General features: G+C 60.2%; 16 protein-coding genes. 6 read left to right on the top strand and 10 right to left on the bottom strand.

Annotated elements, in window-relative coordinates; all coding sequences use genetic code 11:
* Positions 1-1,104: 1,104 nt before the first annotated feature.
* Positions 1,105-1,545 (bottom strand): hypothetical protein, encoded by a 441-nt coding sequence (locus tag PseuLF5_RS19470; protein WP_123470658.1) that lies wholly within the window; start codon positions 1,543-1,545, stop codon positions 1,105-1,107.
* Here PseuLF5_RS19470 and PseuLF5_RS19475 point away from each other — a divergent pair.
* On the top strand, positions 1,544-1,999 hold the full coding sequence (locus tag PseuLF5_RS19475; protein ID WP_003220777.1) for a tRNA (cytidine(34)-2'-O)-methyltransferase: 456 nt from the start codon (positions 1,544-1,546) through the stop codon (positions 1,997-1,999). The genes PseuLF5_RS19470 and PseuLF5_RS19475 overlap by 2 nt on opposite strands.
* Before the next feature lie 121 nt (positions 2,000-2,120).
* On the opposite strand, the gene secB is transcribed toward PseuLF5_RS19475, so the two are convergent.
* The 3 genes from secB to PseuLF5_RS19490 are packed head-to-tail and all read right to left on the bottom strand — an operon-like array spanning position 2,121 to position 3,333.
* Complete coding sequence (secB, locus tag PseuLF5_RS19480; protein ID WP_123470657.1) at positions 2,121-2,606, bottom strand: protein-export chaperone SecB; 486 nt, start codon at positions 2,604-2,606, stop codon at positions 2,121-2,123.
* Positions 2,607-2,663: 57 nt separating this feature from the next.
* A complete protein-coding gene (gene grxC, locus PseuLF5_RS19485) occupies positions 2,664-2,918 on the bottom strand; it encodes a glutaredoxin 3 (RefSeq protein ID WP_123470655.1) in 255 nt (84 codons plus the stop codon).
* 1 nt (position 2,919) lies between these two features.
* Positions 2,920-3,333, bottom strand: a complete 414-nt coding sequence (locus PseuLF5_RS19490; protein WP_123470654.1) for a rhodanese-like domain-containing protein — start codon at positions 3,331-3,333, stop codon at positions 2,920-2,922.
* Positions 3,334-3,487: 154 nt separating this feature from the next.
* On the opposite strand from PseuLF5_RS19490, the gene gpmI reads away from it, so the two are divergent.
* The 5 genes from gpmI (at position 3,488) to PseuLF5_RS19515 (ending at position 10,184) form a co-directional block, all read left to right on the top strand.
* Complete coding sequence (gpmI, locus tag PseuLF5_RS19495; RefSeq protein WP_340134388.1) at positions 3,488-5,017, top strand: 2,3-bisphosphoglycerate-independent phosphoglycerate mutase; 1,530 nt, start codon at positions 3,488-3,490, stop codon at positions 5,015-5,017.
* Between the two features lie 253 nt (positions 5,018-5,270).
* Entirely contained in the window at positions 5,271-6,557 is a 1,287-nt protein-coding gene (locus PseuLF5_RS19500; RefSeq protein WP_123470651.1) for a murein hydrolase activator EnvC family protein, read from the top strand.
* 31 nt (positions 6,558-6,588) lie between these two features.
* Entirely contained in the window at positions 6,589-7,908 is a 1,320-nt protein-coding gene (locus PseuLF5_RS19505; protein WP_123470649.1) for a S41 family peptidase, read from the top strand.
* Between the two features lie 2 nt (positions 7,909-7,910).
* Positions 7,911-8,687, top strand: a complete 777-nt coding sequence (locus tag PseuLF5_RS19510) for a divergent polysaccharide deacetylase family protein (protein ID WP_123470647.1) — start codon at positions 7,911-7,913, stop codon at positions 8,685-8,687.
* 114 nt (positions 8,688-8,801) lie between these two features.
* Complete coding sequence (locus PseuLF5_RS19515; RefSeq protein WP_340134392.1) at positions 8,802-10,184, top strand: Vps62-related protein; 1,383 nt, start codon at positions 8,802-8,804, stop codon at positions 10,182-10,184.
* On the opposite strand, the gene PseuLF5_RS19520 is transcribed toward PseuLF5_RS19515, so the two are convergent.
* The 6 genes from PseuLF5_RS19520 to hisB all read right to left on the bottom strand — a co-directional run bounded on the left by PseuLF5_RS19520 (position 10,165) and on the right by hisB (position 14,046).
* Complete coding sequence (locus PseuLF5_RS19520; protein ID WP_340134394.1) at positions 10,165-10,920, bottom strand: substrate-binding periplasmic protein; 756 nt, start codon at positions 10,918-10,920, stop codon at positions 10,165-10,167. The two genes, PseuLF5_RS19515 and PseuLF5_RS19520, sit on opposite strands and share 20 nt — an antisense overlap.
* A 73-nt stretch (positions 10,921-10,993) precedes the next feature.
* Complete coding sequence (gene hisF / locus PseuLF5_RS19525; protein ID WP_090452593.1) at positions 10,994-11,764, bottom strand: imidazole glycerol phosphate synthase subunit HisF; 771 nt, start codon at positions 11,762-11,764, stop codon at positions 10,994-10,996.
* Between the two features lie 9 nt (positions 11,765-11,773).
* Complete coding sequence (gene hisA / locus PseuLF5_RS19530) at positions 11,774-12,511, bottom strand: 1-(5-phosphoribosyl)-5-[(5-phosphoribosylamino)methylideneamino]imidazole-4-carboxamide isomerase (protein WP_007909210.1); 738 nt, start codon at positions 12,509-12,511, stop codon at positions 11,774-11,776.
* 42 nt (positions 12,512-12,553) lie between these two features.
* On the bottom strand, positions 12,554-12,814 hold the full coding sequence (locus tag PseuLF5_RS19535; RefSeq protein ID WP_027611255.1) for a DUF2164 domain-containing protein: 261 nt from the start codon (positions 12,812-12,814) through the stop codon (positions 12,554-12,556).
* A complete protein-coding gene (gene hisH / locus PseuLF5_RS19540) occupies positions 12,815-13,453 on the bottom strand; it encodes an imidazole glycerol phosphate synthase subunit HisH (RefSeq protein ID WP_123470642.1) in 639 nt (212 codons plus the stop codon).
* The gene (gene hisB, locus PseuLF5_RS19545) at positions 13,453-14,046 is read right to left on the bottom strand and encodes an imidazoleglycerol-phosphate dehydratase HisB (protein ID WP_007909204.1); all 594 of its coding nucleotides are present in this window, start codon (positions 14,044-14,046) and stop codon (positions 13,453-13,455) included. Before hisB ends, hisH begins: the two co-directional genes overlap by 1 nt.
* Between the last annotated feature and the right edge of the window lie 142 nt (positions 14,047-14,188).

Below are 14,188 nucleotides of genomic sequence, written 5' to 3' on the forward strand. Positions count from 1 at the left end.
AAAACCAGGCAAGCCGCATCCCGTTTGAAATCTGTCGAAAAATATCGTCTAGTCAAATGCCACCTCTTCGCTGGGCGTAGATTACCGCCCTTTAAGGGTGTCCAGAATCATTAAGCCAGATCACACCCCAGCCCTCTCCCAATGGGAGAGGGGGCCGACCGAGTCGGTCATGCACTATCCATCGACCTGACGCGTTGGGTCGACTATGGATTCGGCAAAGCAATTTCACCTCGGCGTATCTCTTCGACATCCCTCGGTCAGTCCCCTCTCCCTCTGGGAGAAGGCGCCGACCGAGTCGGTCATGCACTGTCCATCGACCTGACGCGCTGGGTCGACTTTGGATTCGGCAAAGCAATTTCACCTCGGCGTATCTCTTCGACATCCCTCGATCAGTCCCCTCTCCCTTTGGGAGAGGGCGCCGACCGAGTCGGTCATGCACTGTCCATCGACCTGACGCGTTGGGTCGATTTTGGATTCGGCAAAGCAATTTCACCTCGGCGTATCACTTCGACATCCCCCGGTCAGTCCCCTCTCCCTCTGGGAGAGGGCGCCGACCGAGTCGGTCATGCACTGTCCATCGACCTGACGCGCTGGGTCGACTTTGGATTCGGCAAAGCAATTTCACCTCGGCGTATCTCTTCGACATCCCCCGGTCAGTCCCCTCTCCCTCTGGGAGAGGGTTAGGGTGAGGGGCCTTCGTGCACCACCACAATGCACGTTGACCCGCGATTGCGCACAGCCCTCAGTAAAAAACCGCCCCTGGAATCACCGCAAAACTTGAATTTTAGAATCACGAAAGCCCCGGATTCCGGGGCTTTCGGGTTTCTGAAAACTGCTTTAGTTTGAAAAAATGAAAACCTGGCACGCGCCCTGCAATAACCCTCACAGGTGATTCGATTCACCACCCGTTTCGGGGACCTTGGTACAGGCAGGCCGGGGAATCCCCTCTTTACACCGGGCGCACACCGCAACGCGATGCGCCCACCCTTTTGGGATCCTTGGTACAGGCAGGCCGGGGGTTCCCTCTTTACATCGGACCGACGCTTTCAGCGAAGTCCACCCGTTTTGGGAACCCTGGTACAGGCAGGCCGGGGATTCCCGCTTTTATTGCTCCCGGAGATGGATCTCCAGCCGCCAGCGGTCATCGACCTGACTGCCGGCCCAGTCACCCTGCAGCGGCCGTGCCGCCAGCACCGTCAGCAACAAACCACCATCACTCACACGCGTACGCCAGTTGACGTCCTTGCCGTTGAGCTTGAGCTGGCCCTTCTGCGCCTTGCCCTCAGCCTGGAACAGCAACGCCACCGCGCCGTCGACGATCTCGCCGTGCAGTTTGGGTTCGTTGTTGAACCACACCACCAGGCCGCCGTCCGTCACCTCGACCTGCTGCAACACGCTCGGATCCGGCGTGGTCAGGCGGCCGATCATCAGCCCGACCATCAGCCCGAAAATCGCCAGCGAACCGATCACCCGCGGGAATAGTTTCGAACGCGGGTCCGCTTGCGGCGTAGAATGCGCGTCATCTTTACCTTCGGAGCCGTGCATGTTTCACGTCATCCTTTTCCAACCAGAAATTCCGCCGAATACCGGCAACGTTATCAGGCTGTGCGCCAACAGCGGCTGCCACCTGCATTTGATCGAACCCTTGGGTTTCGAGATGGACGACAAGCGCCTGCGCCGCGCCGGTCTCGACTACCACGAATATGCCACCCTGCAGCGCCACGCCGATCTGGCCAGTTGCCTGGAAAGCCTGGGCAACCCGCGCTTGTTCGCGTTTACCACCAAGGGCTCGCGACCGTTTCATGATGCCGCGTTTGTCCCGGGCGATGCATTCATCTTCGGCCCGGAAAGCCGTGGCCTGCCGCCTGAGGTGCTGGACGCCCTGCCGGCAGAACAACGCCTGCGCCTGCCGATGCGCGAAGGCTGCCGCAGCCTGAACCTGTCCAACACCGTGGCGGTGGCCGTGTACGAAGCGTGGCGGCAGAACGACTTCAAATAAAACACCCAAAACAACTGTGGGAGCGAGCCTGCTCGCGATTACGGCCTGTCAGCGACATTGATGTCTCTGACAAACCGCTTTCGCGAGCAGGCTCGCTCCCACAGGGGTACAGCTGAACCGCTTATTGTACGGTTGGCGTCTCGCCGCTTTCCTGCATGCGCTGCAGCTCTTGCGCGTACAGGGCGTCGAAGTTCACCGGGGCCAGCATCAGGGCCGGGAACGAACCACGGGTCACCAGGCTGTCCAGGGTTTCGCGCGCGTACGGGAACAGGATGTTCGGGCAGAACGCACCCAGGGTGTGGCTCATCGAAGCCGCGTCCAGGTTTTTGATCAGGAAGATACCGGCCTGTTGCACTTCAGCGATGAACGCCACTTCGTCACCGTTTTTCACGGTCACAGACAGGGTCAGCACGACTTCGTAGAAATCACCTTCCAGTTCTTTCTGGCGAGTGTTCAGATCCAGACCGACGCTCGGGTCCCACTGCTGGCGGAAGATCGCCGGGCTTTTCGGGGCTTCGAACGACAGGTCGCGTACATAGATGCGCTGCAAGGAGAATTGCGGTGCGGTTTCTTCTTCGCTGGCTGCAGTGTTCTGTTGGTCAGTCATCTCAGATCCTTTCTGATCTTGGGTCTTTTAGGGATTGCTGTACGTGGGTGCAGCCGTTCAAGCCTTGAGCAGCGCGTCGAGCTTGCCGGCGCGCTCCAGGGCATACAAATCATCACAACCGCCGATGTGCTTGTCGCCGATCCAGATCTGCGGCACGGATGTGCGTCCGGCCTTCTGGGTCATGGCAGCACGAATCTGCGGCTTGCCATCGACCTTGATCTCTTCGAAGGCCACACCTTTGTTCGCGAGCAATTGCTTGGCTCGCATGCAATAAGGGCAGTAATCGCTGGAATAGACGATGACTTCGCTCATATCACTTCACCAGCGGCAGGTTGTCGCCTTTCCAGCTGGAGATCCCGCCGGACAGCTTGGCGGCGGTGAAGCCGGATTTCATCAGTTCGCGGGCATGGGTGCCGGCAGTCTGGCCCAGGGCATCAACCAGAATGATGGTCTTGGCCTTGTGTTTTTCCAGCTCGCCGATGCGCGCAACCAGTTTGTCCTGAGGGATGTTCACCGCGCCAACGATGTGGCCGGCAGCAAAATCCTTGGTTGGACGGATGTCCACCACCACGCCCGCATCTTTATTGACCAGCGCGGTCAGCTCACCGGTGCTCAGGCTTTTACCGCCGCCCTGCATCGTGTGCGCCAGCAGCAGAGCCAGCAGTACGACGAAGATACCGACAAGAATGTAGTGGTTAGTGGCAAATTCAATCAGGTGAGCAACCATCGAAGGAGGTTCCAGGGCGTTAAAATGTCGGCCAGTATACACAGCCCCCAAGGTGGGCCAAACCCCGTCCGGCGGTGACGTGGTCGGAACTAAGCATTAAACTCGCCACTCCCTTTTCCATCGCCCTCTTCTTTATTAGCCACGAGTGGATTCCATGACTACCACGCCTAAACCTTTGGTCCTGATGATTCTCGACGGCTTCGGTCACAGTGACAGCCACGAATCCAATGCCGTGTACGCGGCGAAGAAGCCGGTCCTTGATCGCCTCTGGGCCAGCGTGCCGAACGGCTTGATCTCGGGCAGCGGCATGGACGTCGGCCTGCCGGACGGCCAGATGGGCAACTCCGAAGTCGGCCACATGAACCTCGGCGCCGGCCGCGTGGTGTATCAGGACTTCACCCGCGTGACCAAAGCGATCCGCGACGGCGAGTTCTTCGACAACCCGACCCTCTGCGCCGCTGTGGATAACGCCGTGGCCGCCGGCAAAGCCGTGCACTTCATGGGCCTGCTGTCCGACGGCGGCGTACACAGCCACCAGGATCACCTGATCGCCATGGCCGAACTGGCCTTCAAGCGCGGCGCCGAAAAAATCTACCTGCACGCCTTCCTCGATGGCCGCGACACGCCGCCGAAAAGCGCCACGTCGTCGATCGAACTGCTCGACGCGACCTTCCAGGCGCTCGGCAAGGGCCGCATCGCCAGCATCGTCGGTCGCTACTACGCGATGGACCGTGACAACCGTTGGGACCGCGTATCTCAGGCCTACAACCTGATCGTCGACGGCAACGCCGAATTCAACGCCGCCACCGCCCAGGAAGGCCTCGACGCCGCCTACGCCCGTGGCGAGAGCGACGAATTCGTCAAAGCCACCACCATCGGCGAGCCGGTCAAGGTCGAAGACGGCGACGCCGTGGTGTTCATGAACTTCCGCGCCGACCGCGCCCGCGAGCTGACCCGCGTATTCGTCGAAGACGATTTCAAGGAGTTCGAGCGCGCGCGCCAGCCGAAACTGGCCGGTTTCGTCATGCTGACCCAATACGCCGCCAGCATCCCTGCGCCGTCGGCCTTCGCCCCCGGCAGCCTGGAAAACGTGCTCGGCGATTATCTGGCAAAGAACGGCAAGACCCAGCTGCGCATCGCTGAAACCGAGAAATATGCGCACGTGACCTTCTTCTTCTCCGGCGGTCGTGAAGAACCGTTTCCGGGCGAAGAGCGGATTCTGATCCCGTCGCCGAAAGTCGCCACCTACGACCTGCAGCCGGAAATGAGCGCGCCGGAAGTCACCGACCGCATCGTCGAGGCGATCGAGAACCAGCGTTACGACGTGATCGTGGTCAACTACGCCAACGGCGACATGGTCGGCCACAGCGGTGTGTTCGAAGCGGCGGTGAAGGCCGTTGAATGCCTCGACACCTGCGTCGGCCGTATCGTCGATGCGCTGGAAAAGGTGGGCGGCGAAGCGCTGATCACCGCTGACCACGGTAACGTCGAGCAGATGTCCGACGCCTCCACCGGCCAGGCGCACACCGCCCACACCACCGAGCCAGTGCCATTCATTTATGTCGGCAAGCGTGACCTCAAGGTCCGCGAAGGCGGCGTCCTGGCGGACGTGGCACCGACCATGCTGATGCTGCTGGGCCTGGAAAAGCCGGCGGAAATGACCGGCACCTCGATTCTGGTCTGACCCGAATCGCCAAAACACCGCAAAACCCTGTGGGAGCTGGCTTGCCAGCGATAGCAATCTGACAGCCAACATCTATGTTGAATGTGCAGACGCCATCGCTGGCGAGCCAGCTCCCACAGTGGTTTATGGGGTTTTCGAAATGGAATTACGCCTGTCTGGCGCTCCAGTTATCACACAGCCCCAATTGGGCGTTTTTTTTGCAGCGTCGGGCGGGCATACTAGGCCGTCCCTTACCCTGGTGCCGCCCGCCCCTATGCTTCGCGTCCTGATCGCCCTTGCTCTGACATGCCTGCTCCAACCGGCCTTCGCTGACGAGCGCGCGCAAACCCAACAGCAGTTGGACGCCACGCGTCAGGACATTGCCGAGTTGAAAAAACTGCTGGGCAAGCTGCAGGAAGAAAAATCCGGCGTGCAGAAAGAGCTCAAGGGCACCGAAACCGAGATGGGCAAGCTCGAGAAGCAGGTCGATGCCCTGCAAAAAGAGCTGAAGAAAAGCGAATCCGAGCTGCAGCGGCTCGATGCGGAGAAAAAAAAACTCCAGAGCGCGCGCACTGAACAACAGCGACTGATTGCCATCCAGGCCCGCGCGGCCTACCAGAACGGTCGTCAGGAATACCTCAAGCTGCTGCTCAACCAGCAGAATCCCGAGAAATTCGCCCGTACCCTCACCTATTACGATTACCTGAGCCAGGCCCGTCTGGAGCAGTTGAAAAGCTTCAACGAAACCCTGCGCCAGTTGGCCAATGTCGAAAAAGACATCGCTCTGCAGCAGGCGCAATTGCTGGTGCAGAAAAGCAGCCTCGACACCCAGCGCGACGAGCTGGAAAAGGTCCGCAAGGAACGCCAGCAAGTCCTCGCCAAGCTCAATGACGACGTGAAAGCCCGCGACCAGAAACTGGCCGCCCGCGAGCAGGATCAGGCAGACCTGTCTAAAGTCCTTAAAACCATTGAAGAAACCCTGGCCCGTCAGGCCCGTGAGGCAGAAGAAGCGCGGCAGAAAGCGCTGATCGCCCAGCAGGAAGCGGAAAAAAAGCGTTTGCGTGAGGCGCAGGCTGAAAACAGCGACGCCCCACGAAAACCCGCCAGATCCACCCCCGGCGCGCTGGTTTCCAGCAGCGGCGAGACCTTCGGTGGCCCTTTTGCTGCAACCCGGGGAAAACTTCCGTGGCCGGTTGATGGTCGACTGCTGGCACGCTTCGGCGAAAGCCGTGGCGACGATGCCCGTACCAAGTGGGACGGCGTAATGATCAGCGCTTCCGCCGGCAGTCAGGTGCACGCCGTACACGGCGGTCGCGTGGTATTCGCCGACTGGTTGCGCGGTGCCGGGCTGCTGGTGATCCTCGATCACGGCAACGGTTTTCTGAGTCTTTACGGTCACAACCAGACGCTGCTCAAGTCGGCAGGTGACGTGGTAAAAGCCGGTGAATCCATCTCCACTGTCGGTAACAGTGGTGGCCAGGACACGCCTGCGCTGTATTTCGCAATTCGTCAGCAGGGTCACCCGAGTGATCCGGCGCAATGGTGTCGTGCGCAAGGATAAGCGCACCGCCTAATTAAGGAGTTCGTTCGACATGCTGCATTTGTCCCGTCTTACCTCGCTGGCCCTGACGATCGCTCTGGTGATCGGCGCGCCTCTGGCGTTCGCTGCTCAGCCAGCCCCGGCCGTCGCTCCGGCAGGCACTGCCGCGACCGCCAAGGCACCGTTGCCGCTGGAAGAGTTGCGCACCTTTGCCGAGGTCATGGACCGGATCAAGGCCGCCTACGTCGAGCCGGTAGACGACAAGACCCTGCTGGAAAACGCGATCAAGGGCATGCTCAGCAACCTCGATCCGCACTCCGCCTACCTGGGCCCTGAAGACTTCACCGAGTTGCAGGAAAGCACCAGCGGCGAATTCGGCGGGCTGGGCATCGAAGTCGGCTCCGAAGACGGCTTCATCAAGGTCGTCTCGCCGATCGACGACACGCCTGCATCGAAGGCCGGCATTCAGGCCGGTGACTTCATCGTCAAGATCAACGGCCAGCCGACTCGCGGCCAGACCATGACCGAAGCCGTCGACAAGATGCGCGGCAAGATCGGCCAGAAGATCACCCTGACCCTGGTCCGCGACGGCGGCACGCCGTTTGACGTGACCCTGGCCCGCGCCGTGATTCAGGTCAAGAGCGTCAAGTCGCAGCTGCTGGAATCGGGCTACGGCTACATCCGCATCACTCAGTTCCAGGTCAAGACCGGCGAAGAGGTCTCCAAGGCCCTGGCGAAGATGCGCAAGGACAACGGCAAGAAGCTCAAAGGCATCATTCTCGACCTGCGTAACAACCCGGGCGGTGTACTGCAGGCGGCGGTGGAAGTGGTCGACCACTTCATCACCAAAGGCCTGATCGTCTACACCAAGGGCCGGATCGCCAACTCCGAACTGCGCTTCTCCGCCACCGGCAAGGACGAAAGCGAAGCCGTGCCGATGGTCGTGCTGATCAACGGTGGCAGCGCCTCGGCCTCGGAAATCGTCGCCGGCGCCCTGCAGGATCAGAAACGCGCCGTGGTCATGGGCACCACCAGTTTCGGCAAGGGTTCGGTGCAAACCGTGCTGCCGCTGAACAACGACCGCGCGCTGAAGATCACCACGGCGTTGTACTTCACGCCGAATGGCCGTTCGATCCAGGCTCAGGGCATCGTCCCGGACATCGAAGTGCGCAAGGCCAAGATCACCAACGAAGCGGACGGCGACTACTTCAAGGAAGCCGACCTGCAAGGTCACCTGGGCAACGGCAACGGCGGCGCGGACAAGCCGACCGGTTCCGGCGCCAAGCCTAAGGCAATGCCGCAGGATGACGATTACCAGTTGGCCCAGGCCCTGAGCCTGCTCAAAGGCCTGAGCATTACATCCGGCCGTTGAGGATGTCTTGGCGTTTCCTTTTCGTCCTGCTGTGCTGTCTGGCGGGCGCTGCTCATGCAGAGCCCGCCAGCCCCACGCCACACAAAGCCTACCTGACGCTGATCATCGACGACCTGGGGCAGAACCTGCCCCGGGATCGCCGCGTGCTGGCCCTGCCCGGCCCGGTGACCACGGCGATCATGCCCGACACGCCTCACGCCACCGAATTCGCCCGCGAGGCCCATCGCGCCGGCAAGATCGTCATCCTGCACATGCCGATGGATCCGGCCACCGGCCCGTACGCCTGGCACCCGGAATTGCCGATTGAAGAGCTTGAGAAGCGCCTCGACGCAGCGTTCAAAAAGGTGCCGTACACGGCGGGCATCAACAATCACATGGGTAGCCGCATGACTGCTCAGCCCGTGGCGATGGCCTGGCTGATGGGCGAGTTGCAGCGGCGGCACAAGTTCTTCGTCGACAGCCGCACCAGCGCGCAGACCGTCGCCGCGCAGCAAGCGCAGAAGATCAATCTGGCGAGCGTCTCGCGGGATGTGTTCCTGGATGACGAGCGCACCGAAGCGGCGATTTTCACCCAGTTGCAAACAGCGATCAGTCTCGCCCGTAAACAGGGCTCGGCGGTGATGATCGGCCACCCTTACCCGCAAACGCTGGCGGTGCTGGAGCGCGAGTTGCCCAAGCTGAAGGCCCAGGGCATCGACTGGATCGACATCAGGCAAATGATCAGCGTGCGCAGCAATCGCGCCATGAGCGGACATGGCAAAGACGGCATTTATCGGTAATACCGGGTAACGCTCTATACATAGTTACCGCCAGCAATCCTGCTGGCTTCCGGATAGTGAGACCTGCAACAGGTCGTGGCTCCCCCGAGCCGCTTTCAACTATCAGGATTGACTATGACTCTCGAAGAAAACGCTGCCTCGCCACCCAGGCCAATGCAGCCCATCACGCACGACAACCTGCTGATCAACTTCACAACCGAGTTTCATCGGGTCTGGAGTATCAATAGTGCAAAGGCAAAACCTGGAACTTTCTGGCGCCCCACACCCGCTCCGGATGCATTGCCGGGTTACTTTCCACTGGGCGATCTGTTCATTCCCGGCAGTTTCAACATTAACGGCGAAATGGTCTCGGCTGTCGTCTGCGAGAAGGACTTGAAAGGGGCGAAAAACAGTAAAGGCAACGCGCTGGCCAAGCCTGCCGATTTCGAACTGGTCTGGAATGAGTCCCCGTCACCCAGTGTTACGCGCACATCCATATGGCGCCCGATCCCCCCAGCAGGCTACGTCGCCCTGGGCCTGGTGTGCGCCAGTGACCACCGTAAGCCATCACCCAATACCGTCCGCTGCGTGAGGGCCGATCTGGTTGTAGAGGCAACTGTTGGGGATCTGCTGTGGAATGACAAAGGCACGAGCGCAAAACTCAGTTTCAGCGCCTGGACCATACAGCCACCCACTGCCGAGCCGGGCGAAATCTGTTTTGCTCCCGGCACCTTTGTGGGCGTAGAGACCTACAACAAACCCACAGCGCCCGGCACTGCTTATGCGTTACGGATGCAGATCCCGATGCAAATCACCGCAGCACCCCAAGCTCCGATGCTCACCGGGTATGCGCACCCTCCGAGTAGCGAAGCCGTCAAAGTCACTCAGGTTGCCCGCCTGCCCTGGTTTGCGGTCAGAGACCACGCCGATCCCGCCGAGCAGTTTTTCAGCTCGCCCTATTACGAGCTGAAAAGAACAGACGAATATGTGTTGATTGGTCATGACCACAACACCTCGGACAACACCCGTGCGGCCAAATGGATCACCCACCGAACACAAAACCCGATAGGGCTACGCGTGTTCAGCGGCTTGACGTCGATTGAAATCGACAAGGCCTGGCCATCCGTGGCGTTGAGCGATAGACGGGTGACGAAACTTTCGGCCCGCCTGCCGGAACACTTCACTCATACCGAAAATTCTGCGAGCAGCTGGATGGAGTCACGTCCTCAGGTCGTCATCGCCATGGTTGCGAAGCAGACTGCCGTCGCGGTCTACCAGATGGAAAGTCATTACAAACTCATACGGGAGGACGGCACTCAGGTGGCCGTCGAATTCCGCTATACCGACGACTCCAGCTTTCATCTGACGCAATTTCCGCCGGAACAAATCGAGATTGCCAACGCGTGCCGGCAACTGACCATGAGCACACCGCCAGGCTCCGAGGACAGTGGTGGTGCGGTCGACATCATTGCACCGTCATCGCTGGAACTATCGACTGCTACAGATAGCGCCCCATGATCTCGTCGACAATCCCATCCTTGCGCATTTGATCCAGCGCAGCCTGCAACTTGGCAACGACTGTATCTGACACATCCTTGTTCAGTGCCAGATACAGTTCTGCGCTGTTGAAGCGCAGCACAGTCTTGAGGCCGGTAACACCGTCCTGCCGCGCCAGATACCGTCCGGCAGGATCGCCTGTGGCCCACAAATCAATCTGCCCGCCGACCAGTTTTTTCGCATTGTCCTGATCACGCAGCACCACGATCGGCTTCAGCCCCTGCTTGGCCAGTGTCTCGGCAATGGCATCCCCCTTGTAGGCGCCGATCTTGTATTGGCGCGCATCCTCGAGGGTTTCGAGAGTGATCTTGCTGTCAGCCTTGGCCAACATGATCCAGTCGTCAGGGCCGATCGGGCCGACCCATTTGAAGAGTTTTTCCCGGTCCGGCAGACGCGCCATCACGAAGGCACCGTAACCGGGGTTTTCCAGGGCGAGTTTGTAGACGCGCTCCCAAGGAAAACGCAGAGTCAGGCTGTAAGTGATCCCGGCACGCTGGAACATTTCACGGACGATATCGGTGGCGATGCCATTGATGTTCTCGCCCTGGGCGAAATTTTTGCCGTTCTTCGCCATGTTATAGGGCGGGAAGTTTTCGGTGAGCAGCACCAGATCGGTGTCGGGACTGTTTTCGGCCCGGGCATTGTTGATCAACAACAAAGAGGCACTGGCGAGAACAAGGAGCAGGCGTTTGATCATGTCGGGCTACCGGAATCCATGGCGTGCCCAAGAGTGCCTTGGGTGCGCCATGGTGTCCACTGGCCCGTACGGTTTAGCGCATTACGATGCCGCGTTTGGCCATATACGCTTTTGCTTCCTGCACGGTGTATTCGCCGAAGTGGAAAATACTCGCCGCCAGCACTGCGCTGGCGTGGCCTTCAATGATGCCGTCAGCCAGATGCTGCAGGTTGCCGACGCCGCCGGAAGCGATGACCGGAATGCCCAGCGCATCGCTGATGGCGCGGGTCACGCCGAGGTCGAAGCCGTTTTTCATGCCGTCCTGATCCATGCTGGTCAGCAGGATCTCGCCGGCGCCGAGGCCTTCCATTTTCTTCGCCCACTCGACCGCGTCGAGGCCGGTCGGCTTGCGTCCGCCGTGGGTGAAGATTTCCCAGCGCGGGGTTTCGCCCGGGCCTGAGACTTTCTTCGCGTCGATGGCGACGACGATGCACTGCGAGCCGAAATGCTGCGCGGCTTCGCCGACAAACTCAGGGTTGAACACCGCTGCGGTGTTGATCGAGACCTTGTCCGCACCGGCATTGAGCAGGTTGCGAATGTCCTGCACGGTGCGCACGCCGCCGCCCACGGTCAGCGGGATGAACACCTGGCTGGCCATGCGCTCGACGGTATGCAGCGTAGTGTCGCGGCCATCGACGCTGGCGGTGATGTCGAGGAAGGTAATCTCGTCGGCACCCTGCTCGTCATAGCGCCGGGCGATTTCCACCGGGTCACCGGCGTCACGGATGTTCTCGAACTTCACACCTTTGACGACCCGGCCGTTGTCCACGTCCAGGCAAGGGATGATGCGTTTGGCCAGCGCCATGGTCAGTCCTCAGCCTTTGTACGAATCGCAGAAAGCTTGCGCTTCGGCGACGTCGAGGGTGCCTTCGTAGATCGCCCGGCCAGTGATGGCGCCGATGATGCCCGGCGCCTTGGCGTCGAGCAGCGACTTGATGTCACCCAGATTGTGGATACCGCCGGAAGCGATCACCGGGATCTTCGTGGCAGCGGCCAGCGCAGCGGTAAACGGCACGTTGCAACCCTGCATCATGCCGTCTTTGGCGATGTCGGTATAAACGATCGAGGAGACGCCGTCGGCTTCAAACTGCTTGGCCAGATCAATGACCTGCACGGTGCTGATTTCAGCCCAGCCATCGGTGGCGACAAAACCGTCTTTGGCATCCAGACCGACGATGATCTTGCCCGGGAACGCGCGGCAGGCCTCAGCGACGAAGGCCGGATCTTTAACGGCTTTGGTGCCGATGATCACGTAGCTCACGCCCGCCTTGACGTAGTGCTCGATGGTTTCCAGCGAACGGATGCCGCCGCCGATCTGGATCGGCAAAGTCGGATAGCGCTTGGCGATCGCAGTGACCACTTCGCCGTTGACTGGCTGGCCTTCGAACGCGCCATTCAGATCGACCAGATGCAGACGGCGGCAACCGCCCTCCACCCACTTGGCAGCCATGCTCACCGGGTCATCGGAGAACACTGTGGAATCTTCCATGCGGCCCTGGCGCAGACGTACGCAGGCACCGTCTTTAAGATCGATAGCGGGAATAATCAGCATCTGGCAAACCTTCAAATTTGAATGTTCAGCTTGGCTCGGAAATCAGTTTTTCTCGAGCGCCCACAGGTCGCTTTCGATGCTTTCAAACCGCTCTTTGAGGTGGGTCTGCACATCGAAAATCGCCCTGTTGTAATAGTGCGGAGCAATTTCGCGGGTAAACAGCTCAAGAATTTCCGCCGCTTCGAACGAACCCAGGTCCAGTTCGAATCGGTCTTCCATGAACCGCTGGATCTTGCGATTGACCTCGTTCTCCTGCTCGGGAGTGAGGGTCAGGATCGGCGGTTTGGACTTCTTGGCAGCCATTTACCAGCGACCGTCCCACGCGGCGAAGTTCTGCAGCAGTTGCAGGCCATGGGTATGGCTCTTCTCCGGGTGGAACTGCACGGCGAAACGCGAGCCATCGGCCAGTGCTGCGGCGAAATCGAGCCCGTAATGACCGCTGCCCACCACCTGCCGCGCGTTGGCGGCGGCGATGTAGTAGCTGTGCACGAAGTAGAAACGCGCCATGTCCGGAATATCGTGCCACAGCGGGTGACTGACCTTCTGCTTCACCTCGTTCCAGCCCATATGCGGGACTTTCAGGTGCTCGCCGTCTTCATGCAGGTCTTTGCCGAAGAACTTCACCGCCCCCGGGAACAGGCCGATGCAGTCAACGCCGTCGTTCTCTTCGCTGGTGTCGAGCAAGGCCTGCATGCCGACGCAGATGCCGAGGAACGGACGATCCTGGCTGACTTCACGCACCAGCGAGTCGAAACCGAGGCGACGAATTTCCGCCATGCAGTCGCGAATCGCGCCAACACCGGGGAAGACCACGCGGTCGGCTTCGCGGATCACGTCGGCATCGCTGGTGATCAGCACCTTGCCGGCACCGACGTGCTCGAGGGCCTTGGCCACCGAGTGCAGGTTGCCCATGCCGTAGTCGATAACTGCAACCGTCTGCATTACAGGACGCCTTTGGTCGATGGCATTTGCCCGGCCATGCGCTCGTCCAGCTCGACGGCCATGCGCAGGGCGCGGCCGAAAGCCTTGAACACGGTTTCGATCTGGTGGTGGGTGTTGGTGCCACGCAGGTTGTCGATGTGCAGGCTGACCAGTGCGTGGTTGACGAAGCCCTGGAAGAATTCCTGGAACAGGTCAACGTCGAAGCCGCCCACGGTGGCGCGGGTGTACGGCACGTGCATCTGCAGGCCCGGGCGGCCGGAGAAGTCGATCACCACACGCGACAGCGCTTCATCGAGCGGCACATAGGCGTGGCCGTAGCGACGGATGCCTTTCTTGTCGCCGATGGCTTTGGCGAAGGCCTGGCCGAGGGTGATACCGACGTCTTCCACGGTATGGTGGTCGTCGATATGCAGATCGCCCTTGCATTCAATATCCAGGTCGATCAACCCGTGACGGGCGATCTGATCCAGCATGTGCTCAAGAAAAGGAACACCGATATCGAATCGGGCCTTTCCGGTGCCATCAAGGTTGATCGAGGCTTTGATCTGGGTTTCCAGAGTGTCGCGCTCGACAGACGCCTTACGTTCGGCCATCACCAGCTCCGCAAAATCATTGGGCGAAAAAGGCAGCCATTATAGGCACGCGGGGCCGAAACAGAAACACGAGACGCAATATCGCTGACGGACAGAAGTCCCGGCTGTCGCGGGTAGACATGTCCATACAAGCCATTACAGG

The sequence above is a fragment of the Pseudomonas sp. LF-5 genome (assembly GCF_037626295.1).
Lineage (GTDB): Bacteria > Pseudomonadota > Gammaproteobacteria > Pseudomonadales > Pseudomonadaceae > Aquipseudomonas > Aquipseudomonas monsensis.

Excerpts from the sequence above, each read along its gene's own strand:
- hisF (WP_090452593.1), bottom strand. The coding sequence starts at position 11,764 with ATGGCGCTGGCCAAACGCATCATCCCTTGCCTGGACGTGGACAACGGC.
- PseuLF5_RS19505 (WP_123470649.1), top strand. The coding sequence starts at position 6,589 with ATGCTGCATTTGTCCCGTCTTACCTCGCTGGCCCTGACGATCGCTCTG.
- gpmI (WP_340134388.1), top strand. The coding sequence starts at position 3,488 with ATGACTACCACGCCTAAACCTTTGGTCCTGATGATTCTCGACGGCTTC.
- PseuLF5_RS19510 (WP_123470647.1), top strand. The coding sequence starts at position 7,911 with ATGTCTTGGCGTTTCCTTTTCGTCCTGCTGTGCTGTCTGGCGGGCGCT.
- PseuLF5_RS19475 (WP_003220777.1), top strand. The coding sequence starts at position 1,544 with ATGTTTCACGTCATCCTTTTCCAACCAGAAATTCCGCCGAATACCGGC.
- PseuLF5_RS19520 (WP_340134394.1), bottom strand. The coding sequence starts at position 10,920 with ATGATCAAACGCCTGCTCCTTGTTCTCGCCAGTGCCTCTTTGTTGTTG.
- PseuLF5_RS19490 (WP_123470654.1), bottom strand. The coding sequence starts at position 3,333 with ATGGTTGCTCACCTGATTGAATTTGCCACTAACCACTACATTCTTGTC.
- PseuLF5_RS19515 (WP_340134392.1), top strand. The coding sequence starts at position 8,802 with ATGACTCTCGAAGAAAACGCTGCCTCGCCACCCAGGCCAATGCAGCCC.
- hisH (WP_123470642.1), bottom strand. The coding sequence starts at position 13,453 with ATGCAGACGGTTGCAGTTATCGACTACGGCATGGGCAACCTGCACTCG.
- hisB (WP_007909204.1), bottom strand. The coding sequence starts at position 14,046 with ATGGCCGAACGTAAGGCGTCTGTCGAGCGCGACACTCTGGAAACCCAG.
- PseuLF5_RS19470 (WP_123470658.1), bottom strand. The coding sequence starts at position 1,545 with ATGCACGGCTCCGAAGGTAAAGATGACGCGCATTCTACGCCGCAAGCG.
- grxC (WP_123470655.1), bottom strand. The coding sequence starts at position 2,918 with ATGAGCGAAGTCATCGTCTATTCCAGCGATTACTGCCCTTATTGCATG.
- hisA (WP_007909210.1), bottom strand. The coding sequence starts at position 12,511 with ATGCTGATTATTCCCGCTATCGATCTTAAAGACGGTGCCTGCGTACGT.
- PseuLF5_RS19535 (WP_027611255.1), bottom strand. The coding sequence starts at position 12,814 with ATGGCTGCCAAGAAGTCCAAACCGCCGATCCTGACCCTCACTCCCGAG.
- secB (WP_123470657.1), bottom strand. The coding sequence starts at position 2,606 with ATGACTGACCAACAGAACACTGCAGCCAGCGAAGAAGAAACCGCACCG.
- PseuLF5_RS19500 (WP_123470651.1), top strand. The coding sequence starts at position 5,271 with ATGCTTCGCGTCCTGATCGCCCTTGCTCTGACATGCCTGCTCCAACCG.